Genomic DNA, 18214 nt, shown 5'->3' on the forward strand with positions numbered 1-18214 from the left:
TCAACGCACGGTGACGCGCACCGCGAGGTCCTCGGCGGCATCGGGCACAGGCGTGGCCACGGTGATCAGCTCCCCGTCGGCCGCGTCGGCCCGCAGCACGGCGGCAGCCGAGACGGCGCCGTCGGTCTGCACGAGCAGCGCGTGCCCCTCGGCGTCGATCACCCGGGTGGACCACGGGTCGATCTCGACCGTCTCCGGTGCTCCCATGCTGCCGTCACCCTCGATGGCGGCGAGTGTGACGTCGGCGGCCTCCGCGCCGTTGTTGCTCATCAGGACTGTCGCGTCCGCGAGTGCGGGCAGCGGGATGAGTGCCGCGGCCGCGGGAGAGACAGCCGGCGCCCAGGCGCGGTCGACCGGCGCGGTGGAGGGGTCGAGTGGTCCGGGCGTACCGGTGCGTGCGAGCTGGACCGCGCCGGTGAGTGGTTCATCGGCCACCACGTGCACGGCATACGCGCCCGGGTCGACGACGGCCAGGCTCAGTTCCAGCACCGCGCCGGGGTCGATGGTGACGTTCTCGGCGCCGGGGAGATCGACCGGGCCGCTCTCGCCAAGCAGCTGGACGGTGGCGCGCGCTTCACTCTCGCCGGGATTGACCAGGCGAAGCCGCGCCGGCGTCTCGGGCGCGAGCTCGTCTGCCTCGCCCTCCTCTGCCTCCTCCTCCTCAGCCTCGTCCGGGTCGGCGCCGTCCTCCGCGGCGGAGGTCAGCAGCACCCCGGGGATGAGGAAGTCCGGTGCGGGCGGGGCAGCGGGCCCGAAGAGGTCGGCACCGGCCGGCACGATGCCGTCGAGGCGCAGTTCCTGGGCGTAGGCACTCACCTGCCCGCCCGGGCTCTCCACGCGCACAGCCAGATCTGGATCGCTGGAGATGGCCTCGAGCAGCAGGTGCTCAGATTCGCCGGGGGCCAGGGAGATCTCGTCGAGCTGCGGGGCCGGGACCTCTCCGAGTGACGACCACAGCGTCACGGAGGCAGTGGCCGAGGTGGTGCCGGTGTTGGTCAGCGTCAGCCTCGTCGAGGAACCCACGTCTCCGGAGCCGCCCACCAGGTAGGTGGCCGAGGCCGGCCGCTGGCACGAGGTGCCGGCCAGGCCGCGTAGGTCACCGGCCTCGGTCATGGTGACCGAGGCACCGGCTGCGAGTGCCGCGGCGCCGCCGACCGCCTGGGCCTCCAGGATGCCGCCGGACTCAGGATCGTCGATCTGCGCAGCGCGGAGATCGCCCATGACCGTCAGGCCCTCAGGTGTGTCGCCCTCGAGCTGGTACTCGGCCTCCGCCGCGTCGCTCGATCCGTTGCCGTCGCGCGCCAGCGTGAACACCTCGGTGCGGGAGGCGGGCACGAGCAGGTCGGGATCGGCGTCGGTCTCCGGGTCGATGGCGATCTGCTCGCCGGTGGTCAGCTCCAGCGGCCCGGCGCACACCAGCGACAGGGGCCCGGCGGAGACCGCGGTGGCCTCACCGGTGACCGTGGCCGGTGCTGCGGGCGGGTACTGCTCCGCGAGGATGATCGCACCCACGGCGGCAGCAAGCAGGACGACGGCGGAGACGACCCGGGCCAGCACTCTCAGGATTCTCACGCGCCCTCCCCGGCGGTTTCGGACTGCTCCGCAGCCTCGGCGTCGGTGGGCTCGCCGTCCCCGGGTTCCGTTCCTCCGGGTTCCGTTCCTCCGATCTCTGGCACCTCGGTCTCCTCAATGACGGCGCGGCCCGGGCGGCGTCGTAGCGGCAGGGCCAGCAGACCGGTGAGGGCGAGGACCACGACCTGAGCCACCGACCAGACGCTGCTCAGAGGCGCGTGGTAGTCCAGGCGCAGGGTGCCCGCCTCCGCCGGGAGGGCGAAGGCTTGCTGGCCGTCACGCGCCAGGCTGCGCAAGGGCTCGTCGTCATACCAGGCGCGCCACTGGGCATCAGCGGGCTCAGCGAGCACCATCAGCCGGCCGCTCGAACCGGCCGGCACCTCGGCCTCGACTCCCACGTGACCGGCCGGGAGATCCCCGGCGACGGTGCCATCGGCGTCGAGGATGCGGGCGCGGGCCACCGAGCCTGCCCCGGCGGCCACCGGCACGCGCCAGAAGGCTCCCGTGGGGTTCTCGGTGACGTACTCCAGGCCTTCGGCATCGAGGCGGTTCGCCAGCGCTGCCCGGGCATCAGCATCGGCAGGCACCCCGGGCGGTAGCACGACCACCCCGATGGCGTGGTGGCCGAGCACCGTGGCCGCATCGACCTCTCCCCCGGCGGCCAGGGAGGCGATCACTTCCTGGAGCTCAGCGCTCAGTTGCGCCGCCGAGGCTCCGGCGCCATGCAGGCCGGCCTCGCCCTCGGTGTGTGCGCGGAGTTCGGTGAAGGACCGGACGGCCGACTCCTCGATGCCTTGCCTGCCGGGGTACCGCCAGACCTCGGCCTGGACGCCCTCGCCGTCCGGGCGCAGGGCGAGCACGCGGCCGCGGGTGCCGGATTCCTGGTACTGCTGCGCGATGGCGGGCACCTGTTCGCCCTCGCGGCCCGCCACGGCAATGGCCACGGTGCGTTCGGTGGCGCCGGGCTGACCATCAGTGCCCGCATGCACGGCCCAGAGCCATCCGGCCCCGGTGAGCAGCGGCCCGGCGAAGAGGAGCAGGCCCAGCACTCCCGCCACCACTTGCGCCCAACCGAAGCTGCGGGTGGCGAGTTCACGGTGGAGGCCGTCGCCGCCAGTGAGGACGGCAATCAGCACACCGAGCAGGAGCAGCGAGGTTCCTGCGCCGGCCCAGGCCGGGACCACCTCCAGGGCACCGTCGCCGGCAGGAGCCAGTCCGGCCTCGGTGCGTTGGGCGATCAGGGCCACGGCCAGTCCGGTCAGCGCGAGCAGCCATCCGGCGCGCACGGCGCGAGCCCGGGAGGTGCCGCGCAGCAGGGCCAGCACGGCGCCGGCTCCCAGGGCGGCGCCACTCAGCAGCAAGGCGTGCTCACCGAGCCACCCGATGATTCCCGAGCCGTTCACCGGCACGGCCACGGGCGCAGCGGGCCAGCCCAACAGCACCTCCCATGGCTCCGCGGCCGGCACGGGAGCTGGCGCTCCGCCGGCGAGCAGCATGCGCCAGCTCCCGCCACGAAGGTCTCCTGCCGCGGCCTGGAGAAGTGGTGCGAGCACCACCAGCGCGGGCACGGTGATGGCGGCGAGCACCCAGCCGCGGCGTCGCACCGGCAGGAGCGGCCACATTAGGACCGCGGCCAGGAGCGCGGCAGGCAGGAGCACGGGCGCCCCGGCGCATGCCGCCGCGAGCGCCAGCGCCGATCCTGCGCCGGCTGCCACCCGGCCGGCGCGGCTGGCGCCCAGGGTGGCTACGGTCCCCACGCCGGTGTGTGTGCGATCGCGTCGCTCCACACCGAGGGCCCGCACCGCACCCAGGACCGCCCAGGGCAGGGCGAGGTGAGCGAGGAGCGGGCCGAGGCGTCCGTGGCCGGCGGCGAGCAGCAGGGCCGGGGCCAGCGCCCAACTCAGCGCAGCAAGGGCGCGCAGCGAGACGGCGCGGGAGGCGGCCCCGGCGGCGAACCAGGCCCCGAGCCCGGCCAGCGGCAGCGCGAAGACGATGAGCGCGGTGATCACGCTGTTCCCGCTCACGCCCAACAGGGCGGGAATCGCGAGGATCTGCCAGAACGCGTCCGCAGGGCCGGGCGCACCGATACCGGCCGCCAGCCACCCCGAACGTGCCAGTTCCCACAGCTCCGCGCCGCTGAGGTCGGCGGGCAGGAGGGCGCCTTGGCCAGCGGCCAGGCCGCCGGCGCCCGATCCGGCCGGCTGGGAGGTGAGCGGACCGGCGGTGAGCAACGGCCCGAAGGCCGCCAGGGTGAGCCCGAGAAGGAGCAGCGTGGTCACCCCGGCGCCGAGCCGGCGGCGCCGGGCCACGGCAGCGCGTTCGGCGATCTCGAGCTCACTGGGCGCGACCCGGCGCTGATGGGCCGTGGCCTGGGTGCGGCGCAGGTCGCGGCGGGCCCGGCGCAGCTGGGCGCCTCGCGCTTCGAGAGGTGTCAGGGCGGCCGGGCGGAAGCGGCGCGTGGTGCGGCTCCGAGCCCGGATGAGAGGGAGCGCCTGGCCGAGCACCCCCAGCGGCGCGGCGAGCTCGGCCCCGGCCATGCCGATCTCTTTGGTGGCCACCCGCCAGAGCGCACGGGCTGCACCGAGGACGAGATACCCCAGCACCATCAGGGGTGCCGCGAGCGCCGGCGCCGCCAGGACGGCGTTGTAGATCTGAGCACGGCGCCGGGGCAGGAAGGATCGGCGCAAGTCGGGCTCGGGGAGCTCCGCGGCGGCCTCCTCGGGCGTGGCCGGCCGCTGGCCGAGGAGGGAGGCTTGCGCGTGGTGGACCACCGCTGCGGGCACCACCACCACGCGGTGGCCGGCCAGGCGCACTCGGCGGCTCAGCTCCAGTCCGTCGCCGAAGGGCCCGAGGGCGGGATCGGTGCCGCCGAGCTCATCCCAGACCGTACGGCGCACCAACGCCCCGGCAGTGCCGACGGCGAGGACGTCCTCGCGATGGTCGTACTGACCCTGGTCGATCTCGCCCGGTTCGATCTCCGGGAGGCGCCGGGCGGTGCGGGTGGCGGTGATACCCACCTCGAGCAACTGATCCGGGTCGGCCCAGCCACACTGCTTCGGCCCGGCCAGGGCGATGGACCGGCCCGACTCGACGGCGCGGAGCAGGTGGTCGAGGGCGCTCGGCGCGGGCGCGGAGTCGTCGTGCAGCAACCACAGCCACTCGGGTTCGGAGCCGGCGCCGGCGGGGCCGGATGCTGGCGCGACCACGCGGATCTCGCCGGTGGTCACCGGGGAGACCTCACCGGTGAGCGGGGCGTCGGAGGTGTGCTCACCGCCGCGCTCCTCACGCCGGCGTGCCCGCTCAGCGGCGCGCTCCACAAGCCGGTGGTACTCGGCGAGTCCGTCGCGCACCGCGGCACCGAAGTTCTGTGCCTGCGGCGCGCGGACCACGCGCACCAGGGCGGCGTCGGCCAGCCCGGCCTCGATCACCGCGTCATGGACCGGAACGCCCGTGCCGACGTCGCGGTCCGGGCCGGCGACGTCCACGATCACGACCACCTCGGGGAGGTGATCCTGTGCGGTCAGGCCGCGCAGGGTGCGGGGCAGGTAGCGGGACACGCCGGCGGTGACGACCACCGCCAGGGTGCTGGGGCGTGCTGGCCCGGCAGCGGTGCGGAAGCTGGCGGCTGCAGGGCTGGGAGCGGCCGTCATGTCAGCCGAGCGGGAGAGGGGACGTCAGATCGCCCGGCGCTTGAGCTTGCGGCGTTCGCGCTCGGAGAGCCCGCCCCAGATCCCGAAGCGCTCATCGCTCTCCAGGGCGTACTCCAGGCACTCGGCACGAACGTCACAGGAGGTACAGACGCGCTTGGCCTCACGAGTGGAGCCACCCTTCTCGGGGAAGAACGCCTCCGGATCGGTCTGCGCGCACAGCGCACGATCCTGCCAGCCGAGAGCCCCCTCCTCGGGATTCTCGGCGGCCACCAGGCGCAAGACGTCTGCCGGGGTCCGTGGCTCGCGCTCACGTCCGCCGTTCGGGTTCAATGGGCCGTCTCCGAGTATGTTCCACACGTTCCGCTCCCCATCGACCGCCGGGCTTCCTTGACTACGAATTACATAGGCGTAACTCCTGCGCGTCAAGCCCTCGTCGGTGCACTGGTCGTGATAGATCGCCCGATAGCCTGGCTACCATGACCGCATTGATGCCGCACGCCCTGCTGGCCGATCTGGCCGGTGCCGGCACCACCCCCCGGCTGACCTGGTACGGGACCGGCGGGGAACGCGTGGAACTCTCCGGCCGGGTGCTCAGCAACTGGGTGGTGAAGGCCACGAACCTGCTGGTGGAGGAGGCGGACGCCCAGCCAGAAGCGATCGTCGGTGTCCACATGCCGGTCCACTGGCGGGCCGCTGTGTGGACGTTGGCTGCCTGGACCGCTGGCGCTGCGGTCAGCCTGATCGAGGACGAGAGCGCCGATGAGGCTCCGCCGCACGCAAGTGCATCCCAGCCCACGCGCCTGAATGCCCTCGCCAGCTGGGCTCCGGGCCGCACCAGGGCAGCCGACGCCGCCGAGCTGATCCTGGCCGTCGCTCTTCCAGGACTAGCACGCTCCTGGGATGGCGGGCCGGACGGCAGCGCACTTCCCCCAGGGGCCATCGATGCGGCCTCTGAGATCCTCGGTTACGGCGATGAGCTCGGATACACCTTGTCGCCGAGTGCTGACGATGCCGCGTTGGACGGCGTGAGCTTCGGCGGCCTGGCGGCGTGGGCGAGCAGCTCCGCGGTCACGCCCGGCGAACGCCGCCTCATCGCACCTCGCGACGTTCACGAGTTGCTGCGAGACTGCGTGCAGGTGTGGTGCAACGGTGGCTCGGTGGTGCTGCTCTCGCCCGAGGTCGCCGCGGACACCGAGCGCCGGTCGCGCATCGCCGACGATGAGAAGGTGGGCTGATGGCCACCGTCGACGTGATCGTTCGCACCAAGGACCACCCGGTCTTCCTGCGGGCCATCTGGCGTCGCCTGGCACGCAAGAGCTGAACGATCCGATGGGTGGCGTCGCCCTCACTCCCGCGCGTTCACCGCTAGACCCGTAGGATCGCCCACGTGGCAAGACACGCAGGAAAGAGGCCTGCCCTCTCCGTACCGGATACCGGCAGTGCACCCGGTAGCCGCCATGCCCAGCGCAAGCCCTTCGGGCACGTGCGGCAGCAGGTGGCCACGGCGCTGCTCGGCATCGTGGTCTTCCTCGCGTCCTTCACCGGCATCGCCGTCGCCAGACTCCAGGGCAACATCGGCGTGCACGACATCAACGAGCTGCTCGGCGACGACCGGCCCACGCGCCACGGCTCCGACGATGACGGGATCGAAGCACCCGGCGATCCGGCGAGCGGCGAAGCGATCAACCTGCTCGTCTTCGGCATCGACGCCCGGGACGAGCCGGGCATGACCGCCGAGGGCGGCACCCGCACGGACGTCACCATGCTGATGCACATCAGCGCCGATCGGGATCGCGTCGAACTCATCTCGATCCCGCGGGACACCTTGGTGGACATCCCGGACTGCCCTCTCCCGGATGGCCGCCGGACCGCGCCGCAGGCCCAGTCCATGTTCAACTCGGCCTTCTTCTTCGGGAGCCAGACCGGAGACCTGGGCGGAGGGGCCGCCTGCACGGTTCTCACCGTGGAGGCCTGGACCGGCATCCGCATCGACGACTTCGTGCTGGTGGATTTCAACGGGTTCCAGGCCATGGTCGACTCCCTCGGCGGGGTCCCCATGTACATTCCTGAACCCATCTCGGACAGCCGCGCGCATCTCGAGATCGAGGAAACCGGCTGTCAGCTCCTGGACGGTCATGACGCCCTCGGGTATGCCCGCGCCCGGTACAACATCTTCGGATCCGACGGCTCGGACATCGCGCGCATCGGGCGGCAACAGGAACTGGTCGCCGCGATCGCGCGCGAGGCACTCACCACGCGCATCCTCACCGACCCAGCCGCGATGTTCCAGTTCCTCGATGCCACCACGCGCACGCTCGAGACCGGTTCGTGGATCGGTTCCCTGACCACCATGGCCGGCCTGGGGCTCTCGCTGGATGTGGACCCGGCAGACATCCGCTTCGCGACCATGCCGAACATGCCGTGGCCACAGAACCCCAACCGCGTCGTGGCCACGGCCGAAGCGGAGGAGATGTGGGCCGCGGTCCGGGAGGATCGCCCGATCGATGCCGACATCGACGGCACCGGTGACGAAGCGCCAGAACCGGAGCCAGAGGACACTGACGTTCCGGAGGACACCGACGTTCCGGACGACGAGGTACCAGAGGTGGACGAGACCCCCACTCAGCCCGAGGCCGAGGAGCCGGACGTCGACGACGGCGCGCCGCGGGTGTGCACTCGCGCGGACGTGTGAGGCTGCCAGCGTGAGCGACCAGAATCCGCCGAGCTTCCGCCCTTCGGGAACCCCGGAGGGGCGGCCTGACCCGCGAACCGCACGCCCTGTGGGGAAGCGACAGGACTCCCCGCGCACTCGGCCGATGGCTGCGGGCCAGGGCAGCACGGAGGCCGATCGGGCGGCGGCGAGCCGCGAGGCACGCCGCTCCATCCGGGAGCGGGGCACTGCCGGAGGAGCGCAGACGCCATCCCACCGGCCGGCCCCTGCCCGCTCCACCGCCGGGAGTCAGCCGCCGCCCAGTTACGCACCTGCCTCAGCCGCCGGCTCACGCCCCTCGCCCCCGCCGCCACCACGAGGCCCCCATACGCCCGCCGAGCCCGCGCGCCCGCGGCGCCGCCGCCGAGGGCGGGTGCTGGCCCTCATTCTCGTGCTGCTCCTGATCGTGGTGCTGGCGTGGCCGGTGGGTCTGGTGATCTACGCCAACGGGCGCATGTCGCAGGTCTCAGCGCTCTCGGGCGCAGCCGACACCGAGGGAACGACCTACCTGATCGCCGGCTCCGACGAACGCGCCGAGGACTCCGAGGAACAGGTCGAGGGGGCCCGCACCGACACGGTGATGGTGCTCCACCGGGTCGCGGGCACCACCACCTTGCTCTCCCTGCCGCGTGACACCTACGTGGAGATTCCCGGAGTGGGCTTCAACAAGCTCAACGCCGCGTACACCTTCGGTGGACCGGCCACGCTCACCGCCACCGTGGAGAACCTCACCGGACTGACGGTCGACCATTACGTCGAGATCGGCATGGACGGCGTGGAGCAACTGGTTGACGCCGTGGGCGGCGTGGAGCTGTGCCTGGACTACGACGTCGACGACTGGCGCTCCGGGCTCGACTGGCAGGCCGGCTGCCACCACTCCGACGGCGCCACCGCGCTGGCCTTCTCACGGATGCGCTATTCCGACCCGCTGGGCGACATTGGCCGGGCCGAGCGGCAACGGCAGGTGGTCGGCGCCGTGCTGCGCGAGGCGACTCAGCCCGCCACGCTGGTGAACCCGCTCGCGCACGTGCGCTTGGTCAATGCCGGCACCGACGTGGTCACCACCGACGAGGGCAGTGGCGTGGTCGCGCTCGGGCAGATGGCCCTGGCGCTGCGTGCGGCCACCGGGGAGAACGGGCAGATGGGCACTCCGCCGATCGCCAGCTACGACTACCGCCCCGGCGGTATCGGCTCCGCCGTTCAGCTCGACCCGGAGCGCACGCCCGGGTTCTTCGAACGGCTCCGCACCGGGGACCTCACGGCCGACGACCTTGCGCCCAGCTTCTGACCGTCACCGCGCCCAGCCGCGGAGCGAGACGTGCCGGCCGGCGCCTCCGGCCGGCGGGAAGGGGAGGGGCCAAGTCACCGCCGGCCGGAGCAGCGCGCCCGCATAGACGCGCACTCCATAACATCACGGTTTGGTAACGAACAACACTCGAGCGGGACGATCAGCCCGCCCCGGTGAGAGAAACCACCAGGACATGGGGCACGTGAGCGGGCTGGAACGTCCTAGACTCTGGCAGCAGCTACGAGCGCACGGCACGCGTACTCCGCGCCCACCCGAGCGCCTACCCGACCTCAGGAGCTTCATGGGAGCCACACCCACATCGGGCGCGGACACGCACTCACGCGAGCTCGAAGCGCTGGCCCGCGAACACGGCCTGAACCCTATCGGCGTCCGCCCTCGCCTCTGGCACTACATCAGCGAGATGTGGCGGTTCCGCCACTTCGTCTACTACATGGCGACTGCGCGGGCCTACGCCGAGAATCAGCGCAACTACCTGGGCCAGATGTGGGCCGTGCTCACCCCCACCCTCACGGCCGCCGTGTACGTTGCGGTCTTCGGCCTGGTCCTGGGCGCTGACCGTGGCCTCGAGAACGGTGTTGCCTTCATCGTGGTGGGAGTCTTTCTCTTCCGCTTCTTCCAGACCTCAGTGACTTCCGGGGCTCATGTGCTGGCCGAACGTCTCACGCTGGTGCGATCGCTACGGTTTCCGCGCGCCGCTCTACCCATCTCTGCCGTCATCACCGAGCTGGCCAATCTGGTGCCGGCCCTGGTGGCAATGTGCCTCCTGGTGCCCTTGACCGGCCTGATACCAGGCTTCGATCCCGTTCCCATCACCTGGTGGTGGCTCCTACTTCCGGTCGCCGTGCTGATCTTCGCCCTCATCAACACCGGGGTAGCCCTCATCGCGGCGCGGATCGTCGCAGCGACGCCTGACTTCATGCAGATCATCCACTTCCTGATGCGCTTCGCCATCTACGGTTCCGGTGTGCTCTTCCCCGTCACACACTATGTGGAGGATTGGGACCTGCCCTGGCTCGTGGCGATCCTGGAGTACCAACCCATCGCGTTGGGACTGGATCTGAGTCGGCAGATCATTCTCGATGAGCCCACGATCCCCATCGATCCACTGAAGTGGCTGATCGCCCTCGGCTTCGGCATCGCCCTCGTGGTGGTCGGCTTCATCTACTTCTGGGGCGCGGAGGAACGCTATGGCCGAGACTGAGATCGACTTCGAGTACGACGCCGAGGACTTCGCCGGCGACACCACCACCTCAGCTCGCATCGGGGCACCGTCGGTCGTGGTCGACAACGTGCACGTCAAGTACCGCGTCTTCGGCTCCAAGAAGACCAGCCTTGTCGACGGCGAGGCCGGCCCGTCGCGGCTGCGCCGGCTCCGGAACCGCATGAAGGGTCACGTGGGTGCCGTCTCGGAGGTGCACGCCGTCAAGGGCGTCTCCTTCGTGGCTCACCGTGGTGAGTCGATCGGCATCGTCGGAACCAACGGATCGGGGAAGTCCACGCTGCTGCGCGCCGCCGCCGGTTTGGTACCGCTGGCCGAAGGGCGGATCTGGACGGAGGCGAAGCCTTCACTGCTGGGCGTCAACGCCGCCCTGGTGCCGGCGCTCACCGGTGAACGCAACATCATGATCGGTGGCCTCGCTCTCGGGTTGAGCCCCCAGGAGGTCCGGGAGCGGACTGCGGAGATCATCGACTTCGCCGACCTTGGCGACTTCGTGCACCTTCCGATGAAGACCTACTCCTCGGGCATGGCAGCGCGTCTTCGCTTTGCCATCTCCTCCGTGGCGCGGCCCGACATCCTCATGATCGACGAGGCACTCTCGACTGGTGACGCCGAGTTCCGGCAGAAATCCAAGGCGCGCATCGACGAGATCCGCGAGCATGCCGGAACGATCTTCCTGGTGACGCACTCCTCGGAAGCGATCATCCGCATGTGCTCGCGGGTCATCTGGATCAAGCAGGGGCAGGTCGAGGCCGACGGTGACCCGGACGAGGTGACGCAGGAGTACCGGAAGTACATCCGGACGGTCCGCGCCGACCAGAAGGCCGCTCGCGAGGCACAGCTGCAGGCCGAACTCGCGGCGGTCGAACGTTCGGAGAAGGAACGCCGAAAGGGTCAGGCCTGACCGACTGAACTCACGGCGTTTCCGTTAGTGGACCTCGAACATGTCGTCCAGGACGCCCTCGGCCTGGCAGATCCGCCAGGCCGTGGACGACCACCCGTGGGGCGGTTCCGTGGCGGCTCGCGGACGGTTCTCCGTGCGTCCCCGTTCCCCTCGGCTCACCAAGGTGGGGCCGTTCCGCCCGGAGTGATGGAGTGAGCTGAGGCTGCGAGAGGGGCGCACCGTTGACATCGAGAGCGCCAGCATCGACGAGGGCGCCAGCATCGACGAGGGCGCCAGCATCGAGCTGATCGAGACCATCGATGTGGCCGTTCATCAACTCGACGATCGCTCCGCTCCCCCTTCACCCGAGCGGCGCACGCCTGCAACGTCCTTCAGTTCCGCGCCCCTGAGGCGACCTGCTCGATGATGTCCACCTGCTTCATAGCGTTCGCACGAACACCGACCAGTGCGGTCGAAACCTGGATGGCGATCTCCTCCTTGCGATCAAGGAGTTCGGCGACCTTGCTGCGATACGTGTCCTCGGTGAGTTCTTTGTGCCCAACGGCGAAGTCCTCCTGCCCGAACATCTCAAGGACCTCGCGGTACTTATGGCTCCACCCGATCACGAAGGTCGGAACACCCATCGAGAGCGAGGAGACCATCGCATGGAAGCGCGAGGCCACGAAGACCTCACAGCGACCGATGAGGTGGCGCAGTGCCTGCGAGGAGAGCTCGTCGTCAATGAAGAGCACCTTGTCCTTCGACGCGAGCCCGGCGTAGATCTCGCGAGTCAAGGGCAGATCATTGTTGTGCGTCTTGGTCGTCTTCGCGCGAGCCGAGTGCGCCACCAAGAAGACCTTCTTGCCCAGCACTTCAGTGAGGTGATCGATCTGCGCACGCACCTGGGCCACATAGTCCTCACCTCGCGAGGCAGCGCTCTTCTGCAGCACTGCCGATGGCGAGAAGCCCACCACGTCATCGGAGTCGAAGAATCCAGGTGCCACACGATCTGCAGCGGCCTGGCCCTCAGCGACGTCCGCATCGGTCAGCTCGAGGGTGAACGCGAGGTCTGCACCAGCATGGATGTTGGTCAGACCGAACTCGACCAGATGTTGATGGGTGATGGCGCCGCGGGAGATGATCGCGGCGACCTTCGGGAGCAGCGCACGGGCCGCAAGCTTGTTCTGCCGCTCGGTGAACGGCCCCATAGCCTGGGCCACCTTGACCACGGGCGTTTTGACGAAGAGCGCGGGCAAGATCGAGGCCATGTTGTAGATGAGAAACTTGCCGCGCCCGTCGACGAAGGTGATCCCCCCTTCGTCCAGGAGAACGTCGGCCGATGCGAGAGCCCCGACCTCCGGGACCGCCCGCTCGAGCGCCCGCCGAAGCGGCGGCAGAATCCGCCACGCAAGTGCCGTTCCGTTGATCAGCACGCCCAGGCGCATCGGAGAGGCATCCAGCACGTTCAGGTTCGCGAACGGGTTCTGTTCCGCGTCTGAGCGCGGATACATGCTCAGCAGCACGAAGCGGGGATCCTCCCCACGCCGCGAGAGGTGCTGGACCGAGGACTCGAGCATGGCCGAGGCACCCTTGTTCCCGGCGAAGGCTGAACCGATGATGGCGATCTTCATGTGGTGACCGTCCCCTTTCGAGACACTGCTCTGAGAATTCCGTAGATGGCGGCGACCACCACGTCACCGAGTGTGGCGTACAGACGGGCTGCGAGAGCGAGGATAATCGCCTGTTCGGCGGGGAGGAAGGGAGCGGCAAGCAACACGATGACCGCCTCACGAACACCAATACCGCTCGGCACGAAGAGCGCCAGGAGGCCGACGCCACCTGCGATCACATAGGCGCATGCAAGCGGAAGCCAGTACTCGCTGGGCACGTCGAGCAAGGATACCGCCACGAGAACGAAGCCTGCACCGTTGATCGCGCGCGGAATCAGGTAGAGGACCTGGTACTTCATGGCCGCGCCCCAGCGCAGGAAATACTCATCGGGCACGGTTCGCTTAGCCAGTCTCTTCGCTATCAGATTGGTGCCAACTCGAAAGACGGGACCGTTCGTCACCAGAACCAGCGGGATGAGAGACATGACAGCTAGCAGGATGTAACTGTCCCCCAGGTCAAGGGCGCCAGCGCCCAGCAGGATCACCGCTGGTGGCAAGATCGAAGAAATCAAGAGGAAGGCGTTCTCGTAGACGAAAGTGATCGTCACCAAGACTTTCGACACGCCGCGATCGACCGCCCAGGCCAGCTTATTGACAACCGACCCCACTTGCCCAGGGACATATTTCAACAACCACGACAAGCAGTGCACCCGCACCGCCTCCAGAGCCGACGGCCGAAAAGAGCCGAGTTCGCCGACCATGCGCCCCCACAACACTCCCGACACTGGCACAGCCGAGGCAAAGACCACGACCGAGGCCACACCCCAGAAGCTGAACGAGAAGTCGACGTCACTAAGCTGATCCCAGTTTCGCGCGAGAGTGCGGGCGAAAAAGTAGCCAACGACCAGAACGATCGCGACGGTCAGAAATATGCGCAAGAAACGCTTCGCGGACTTAGACATCATGCTCCCTCAGCGGAAGGTGTCGCCACGAGCTAGTCGGCTGACACAGAATGGGCGACAGCTCGCTCCGCTGGCGCCACGCGTTCGTGGATGCGGTCCGGCACTACCGTCGACGCAGCTTCCATGGTCTCGCGACGTGCGTGCGGGTCGGCGTATTGCAGCGCCTTCACACGTTCGAGCGACTCCTCGAGCAGCACCCGATTGGTACGTAGGAGGTCGGCGATGATCAGCAGGGCGTAGCTCAGGAGCGCTCCCACCAGCAGCGCGGTGCCAAAGATCAAGGACTGGACGTGGCCTCCGGAGTCGCCCATCAGCCACAGCACCAGGAAGCGGACGAAGGGCACCAGGCCGGCGATCAACATGATCGTGCCGAGTGTGCCGAGCATGACGTGTGGCTTGAACATCAGGTACGAACGCACGATCGCCGAGCCCGACTTGAACATGTGTTGCCAGATGTTCTTGAACAGCCGAGACTCGCGAGTCTTGGGGTTGGTAGTAATCGGCAACGATTCGATCCGCAACCGCTTGTTGCCGGCCTGGATGATCGTCTCCATGCAGTACGAAAACTGAGTGACGACGTTGAGACGGACGAGCGCCTGCTTCGAGTAAGCGCGGAAGCCCGAGGCGGCATCCGGTAAAGCGGTCCCGGCAGCCCGGTTGACCACGTCGGAGCCCACGCGCTGCATCAGCTTCTTGAACGGTGAGAAGTGACTGATCTTGGCGGTTTGGCGGTCTGCGATCACAATGTCTGCCTCACCCCGAACGAGAGGCTGAACCAGGTCGGAGATGCGCTCCTGCGGGTACTGGTTATCGCCGTCGGTGTTGACCACGATGTCGGCACCCTGCGCCAGGGCGTAGTCCACCCCATCGCGGAATGACCGGGCAAGTCCCATGTTGCGGGCATGGCGCACGAAATGCTTGACGCCGTGTGCTTTGGCTACCTCGACCGTGCGGTCGGTGGAGCCATCATCGACAATCAGGATCTCGACGGAATCGATTCCGGGAATCTCCCGCGGGATCGTCGAGAGCACGGCGGGGAGGGTCTCCTCCTCATTGAGACAGGGGACCTGGACAAACAGCTTCACGTCAATCCTTTGGGTGCGGCTAGGTGAGTCGCGCGATCTGACTGCGGGAGAGCCGGTCACGGCTCGGCAGGTAGATCCAGTCTAGACGCCGAGTTGCCGGGCCTGATCGGCCTGAGAGAGTGACGATCGACAAACCTTCAGCTCGCACCTGGACGAGAGGGAGTCCAGTGCTTGATCGCACTCGAGCATCCCAGTGATGGGCGACAAGGACTCACTGCTTTGCGATGAAGTTTCTGGGCAACTCCGCGCGGGGAGCGGGGCGGCGTCGCGATCAAATCACGAGCTTTGGCTACTCGGCCCTTCGAGCCTGGCCTCGATGGCGGTCAGGCGCGCGTCCAGATCCTCGACGACGGCAAGAATCGTCTCGGTGAACTGCAGATCACCATCCGCTTCAGGGTTCTCGGCGACAGCGCGCAACGCGTTCAGATCGGCACCCATGACAAGTCTCCCTCTGGTCGGTCCCCGCATCGATGCTGCAGGACGTTGATCCCACCGTAGAGCCTCCAGGCGGAACGGGGCATCTGCACAGTGCCTCGATCGACCCGGACCTCAGAACAGGATCCGCCAGGCGCAGCTTTCAGCTCTTGCCGTGATGGATCAGCACGTGGTCCACGCTGGACCTCTTCGAGCGCGGCACCAGCACCTTCTTCTTGTAGTGCCCCACCGCGACGAAAGAAATGAGCACCTCACTGTCAGAGAGTCCGATGATCTCCCGGATCGCCTTCTCACGCGCAAGCCCCATGGCGGTGTTCAGCGGGCAGGAGCCCAGTCCCACGTGGGTCAGGCCAAGAAGGAGCCCCATCATGAACAATCCGCCGTCCACGAACGGCTGGTTGCGCTCCTCCGGGAAGAGCATCGCGTCCAGGTCAGCCGTCACGAGCAGAAGGCGTGGCGGCATGGGATAGCCGCTGAATCCTCCCTGGATGTCCACCAGCTTCTTGATGGTCTCCGGGTCACTGAACTGGTGGACGCGCCCGGTCTGGCGGTTGCACACCGATGGCGACTGCATTCCGATCTGCACGGCTCGGGCGATGTCCTCGTCGCGCACCGGCTTCTTGGTGAACTCACGGACGCTGCGCCGGCCGTACATGATGTCGATGAAGTCGTTCTTGCCGGCCCGTCGCGGAACTATCTCGCGCTCCTTGGCTGCTGCCAGCACGCCACCCTCGATCCGCGGCGCCTTGCTGATCAACTTCTGAGCGTCCCGGTTGAAGTTGTCCCAGAACTCAGAAACATCGTGCTTGAGCTTGGCGTGGCGGTCGAAGTACGTGCGGGCCACGGCGGCCGAGCTCTGCAGGAACGGGTCCTCCAGGCTGTGCCCGGCCTCCAACCAGGCGTTCATCTCCCTGGCGAGCCCGGGCATGGCAATCTTGCCGAAGCCAGCACGGAAGTCCTCACGGCTCAGGCCCTTCTCGAGGGCGTGGGCGTGAAAGATGATCCTCGCGCGGGAACCGCCGAGGCTTTCTGGCACGCGCCGCTTCTCTTGTGCTGCAAGCAGCCTCTCCAGGTCGCTGTCCACCACGAGCTTGGCACGCTCAGCGAAGGACTTCGGCTTCGGCTTCGGCTTCGGCTTGGCGGCGGGCGGCGCGGGCACGAACTCGAGTGGTACTTCCTCGATGGAGATGCTTCGCACCTCGGCACCCGCATCCGGGCCGGTGAAGTGCACGGCACCGAGCATGAACTGGGAGTAGCCGTCTTCCGTCATGCGGAAAGGAACGACGTCCACCCGAGGCACCGCCTCGTAGGTTGCGATGTCGACCGCACCCACCACTCGGAACTTGCCGCTCTGCGGGTTGCGCAGATGGACGTTGACCGACGAGGTCTGCGTCTTCGGGGTCCAGTCGATGCGGAGCCGGTAGGCGCCACCTTTGCGAACGGGTTTCGGCAGGTCACACCAGACGAGATTGCCGCGAGCTGCGCCATCAGTGCCAACCCTGAGGCGGGCCCCGCTTCGGCGTCGCTTGATCTGCCAGGCCTCGTTATTCGCCGTGAACTCGGGCTTGACGACCTCGGACTGCTCCACAGGATGCAAAGAGGCTGACTGTTTCTTGCTGGGGTCCAGTGCTTCCGCCAGCCATTTCAGTGACGTGTTGCGTCCAGTCTCCATGTACTCTTCGGCGCCGCTCAGGTCAATCTTGAGGGTGACCTGGGGGTTGGCGTTGATCGTCTCAGCGGTGTCGGTCTCATAGACCCGCCGGCGCTCCCCCAACCCGAAGGCGTCCATGAGGTTTTGGAAACGATCGGCTCCGCGCTTGGTGTTGTAGATCGAGGAGAAGGGCTTGCCGAAGATGGCTGCGAAACAGGACCCGTGGTAGCTGTCAGTGATGACATACGTCGAGTCACGGTAGGTGCGCAGGAAGTTCTCCGGGCCGTCCTCGCCCATCACCTCCGCACGAGGGTCAACCTGCCAGAGTTCCTGAGCCGGCTCGCGACCTCCGTCAGGGTTGGGGATGACGCGGATCTTGGCCAGCCCGAGCTTGTCTGCGATCCGCCGGGCGACGGCAACCTTCTCGCGGTTCGGGTCGAGGAAGAAGACCGTGAGGTACTCGCCGTCGGTGCTCACCGTGCCTTTGTCCGCAAGGTCGCTGTAGTGCTCGCGGGGCAGCAGGAAGACCGGGTCGACCACCAGGGAGGCGCCCACGCCGAAGACGTCTCGCGCGGTGTCGATGGCGTACTTCTCCCGAACGGAGATCGCCTGGAAGTCCTGGAGGTTCGCGGCGTGCTTGGCGACGAACGCGGGATCGAACTTCTCGGTGCCGCGGTTGCCGAACGATGTGGCATAAGCGACGCGGTTGTTCTCCGGGCGCACGAAATGCAAAAAGAGATCGTCATTCACTCGCCCGATCAGCGGGTTCCACAGCTGGTCGCTTCCCACGACGAAGGTCCGGGCCTTGTCGTTAAGATACGGGAGCTCGGAGTAGTGGAACTGGTCGGTGAAGTCGTAGCCGATCCGCCGCGCGAATTCGAGGGAAAGGATGTCGTCAGGCCAGTCGACGCGATAGCCGTTATAACCCAATGGCTCGTGAACCATCAGGGTCTTGTGGCCAAGCCCGACGATCGCCCGGTTCAGTCCGTAGTACGTGAGAATAGATCCGTAGTTCTTCCCGTACCACCATCCGAGAATAGCAACGTCATACGCCTTCTTCGGACTATTCATCAACATTTCCCTTCGTACCGAGGCCAGGCCAGTCTAGCGGCCGGGGCCCACCGAGGA

14 protein-coding genes are annotated in these 18214 nt (G+C 68.0%); 6 read left to right on the forward strand and 8 right to left on the reverse strand.

Features of this window, described 5'->3' with window-relative positions:
* Genes EDD31_RS14680 through EDD31_RS02255 form a run of 3 tightly spaced genes read right to left on the reverse strand, consistent with a single transcriptional unit; the run spans position 1 to position 5579 of the window.
* Positions 1-1572 carry a DUF5719 family protein gene (locus EDD31_RS14680; protein ID WP_170163153.1) on the reverse strand — a complete coding sequence of 524 codons (1572 nt, stop codon included), beginning with the start codon at positions 1570-1572 and terminating at the stop codon, positions 1-3.
* The gene (locus EDD31_RS02250; RefSeq protein ID WP_123302719.1) at positions 1569-5222 is read right to left on the reverse strand and encodes a glycosyltransferase; all 3654 of its coding nucleotides are present in this window, start codon (positions 5220-5222) and stop codon (positions 1569-1571) included. The genes EDD31_RS14680 and EDD31_RS02250 overlap by 4 nt, the downstream gene beginning before the upstream one ends.
* Positions 5223-5246: 24 nt before the next feature.
* A complete protein-coding gene (locus tag EDD31_RS02255; protein ID WP_123302720.1) occupies positions 5247-5579 on the reverse strand; it encodes a WhiB family transcriptional regulator in 333 nt (110 codons plus the stop codon).
* 119 nt (positions 5580-5698) lie between these two features.
* On the opposite strand from EDD31_RS02255, the gene EDD31_RS02260 reads away from it, so the two are divergent.
* The 6 genes from EDD31_RS02260 (at position 5699) to EDD31_RS14685 (ending at position 11551) form a co-directional block, all read left to right on the forward strand.
* Entirely contained in the window at positions 5699-6457 is a 759-nt protein-coding gene (locus EDD31_RS02260; protein WP_245990771.1) for a TIGR03089 family protein, read from the forward strand.
* Between the two features lie 152 nt (positions 6458-6609).
* Entirely contained in the window at positions 6610-7914 is a 1305-nt protein-coding gene (locus EDD31_RS02265) for an LCP family protein (RefSeq protein ID WP_148058841.1), read from the forward strand.
* A gap of 391 nt (positions 7915-8305) precedes the next feature.
* A complete protein-coding gene (locus tag EDD31_RS02270) occupies positions 8306-9220 on the forward strand; it encodes an LCP family protein (RefSeq protein WP_245990774.1) in 915 nt (304 codons plus the stop codon).
* Positions 9221-9521: 301 nt separating this feature from the next.
* Positions 9522-10442 carry an ABC transporter permease gene (locus tag EDD31_RS02275; protein ID WP_170163154.1) on the forward strand — a complete coding sequence of 307 codons (921 nt, stop codon included), beginning with the start codon at positions 9522-9524 and terminating at the stop codon, positions 10440-10442.
* Positions 10429-11364: an ABC transporter ATP-binding protein gene (locus EDD31_RS02280; RefSeq protein ID WP_123302724.1), complete on the forward strand. Its 936-nt coding sequence runs from the start codon at positions 10429-10431 to the stop codon at positions 11362-11364. Before EDD31_RS02275 ends, EDD31_RS02280 begins: the two co-directional genes overlap by 14 nt.
* A 40-nt stretch (positions 11365-11404) precedes the next feature.
* On the forward strand, positions 11405-11551 hold the full coding sequence (locus EDD31_RS14685) for a hypothetical protein (RefSeq protein ID WP_170163155.1): 147 nt from the start codon (positions 11405-11407) through the stop codon (positions 11549-11551).
* A gap of 184 nt (positions 11552-11735) precedes the next feature.
* Here EDD31_RS14685 and EDD31_RS02290 read toward each other — a convergent pair whose 3' ends face one another.
* The 5 genes from EDD31_RS02290 to EDD31_RS02305 form a co-directional block, all read right to left on the reverse strand.
* The gene (locus tag EDD31_RS02290) at positions 11736-12974 is read right to left on the reverse strand and encodes a polysaccharide pyruvyl transferase family protein (RefSeq protein ID WP_123302726.1); all 1239 of its coding nucleotides are present in this window, start codon (positions 12972-12974) and stop codon (positions 11736-11738) included.
* Entirely contained in the window at positions 12971-13915 is a 945-nt protein-coding gene (locus EDD31_RS02295; RefSeq protein WP_148058842.1) for a lysylphosphatidylglycerol synthase domain-containing protein, read from the reverse strand. The genes EDD31_RS02290 and EDD31_RS02295 overlap by 4 nt, the downstream gene beginning before the upstream one ends.
* Before the next feature lie 32 nt (positions 13916-13947).
* Complete coding sequence (locus tag EDD31_RS02300) at positions 13948-15000, reverse strand: glycosyltransferase family 2 protein (RefSeq protein WP_123302728.1); 1053 nt, start codon at positions 14998-15000, stop codon at positions 13948-13950.
* Between the two features lie 276 nt (positions 15001-15276).
* The gene (locus EDD31_RS14690) at positions 15277-15438 is read right to left on the reverse strand and encodes a hypothetical protein (protein WP_170163156.1); all 162 of its coding nucleotides are present in this window, start codon (positions 15436-15438) and stop codon (positions 15277-15279) included.
* A gap of 139 nt (positions 15439-15577) precedes the next feature.
* On the reverse strand, positions 15578-18157 hold the full coding sequence (locus EDD31_RS02305) for a polysaccharide pyruvyl transferase family protein (protein WP_123305024.1): 2580 nt from the start codon (positions 18155-18157) through the stop codon (positions 15578-15580).
* Positions 18158-18214 lie beyond the last annotated feature (57 nt).

The sequence above is a fragment of the Bogoriella caseilytica genome (assembly GCF_003752405.1).
Lineage (GTDB): Bacteria > Actinomycetota > Actinomycetes > Actinomycetales > Actinomycetaceae > Allobogoriella > Allobogoriella caseilytica.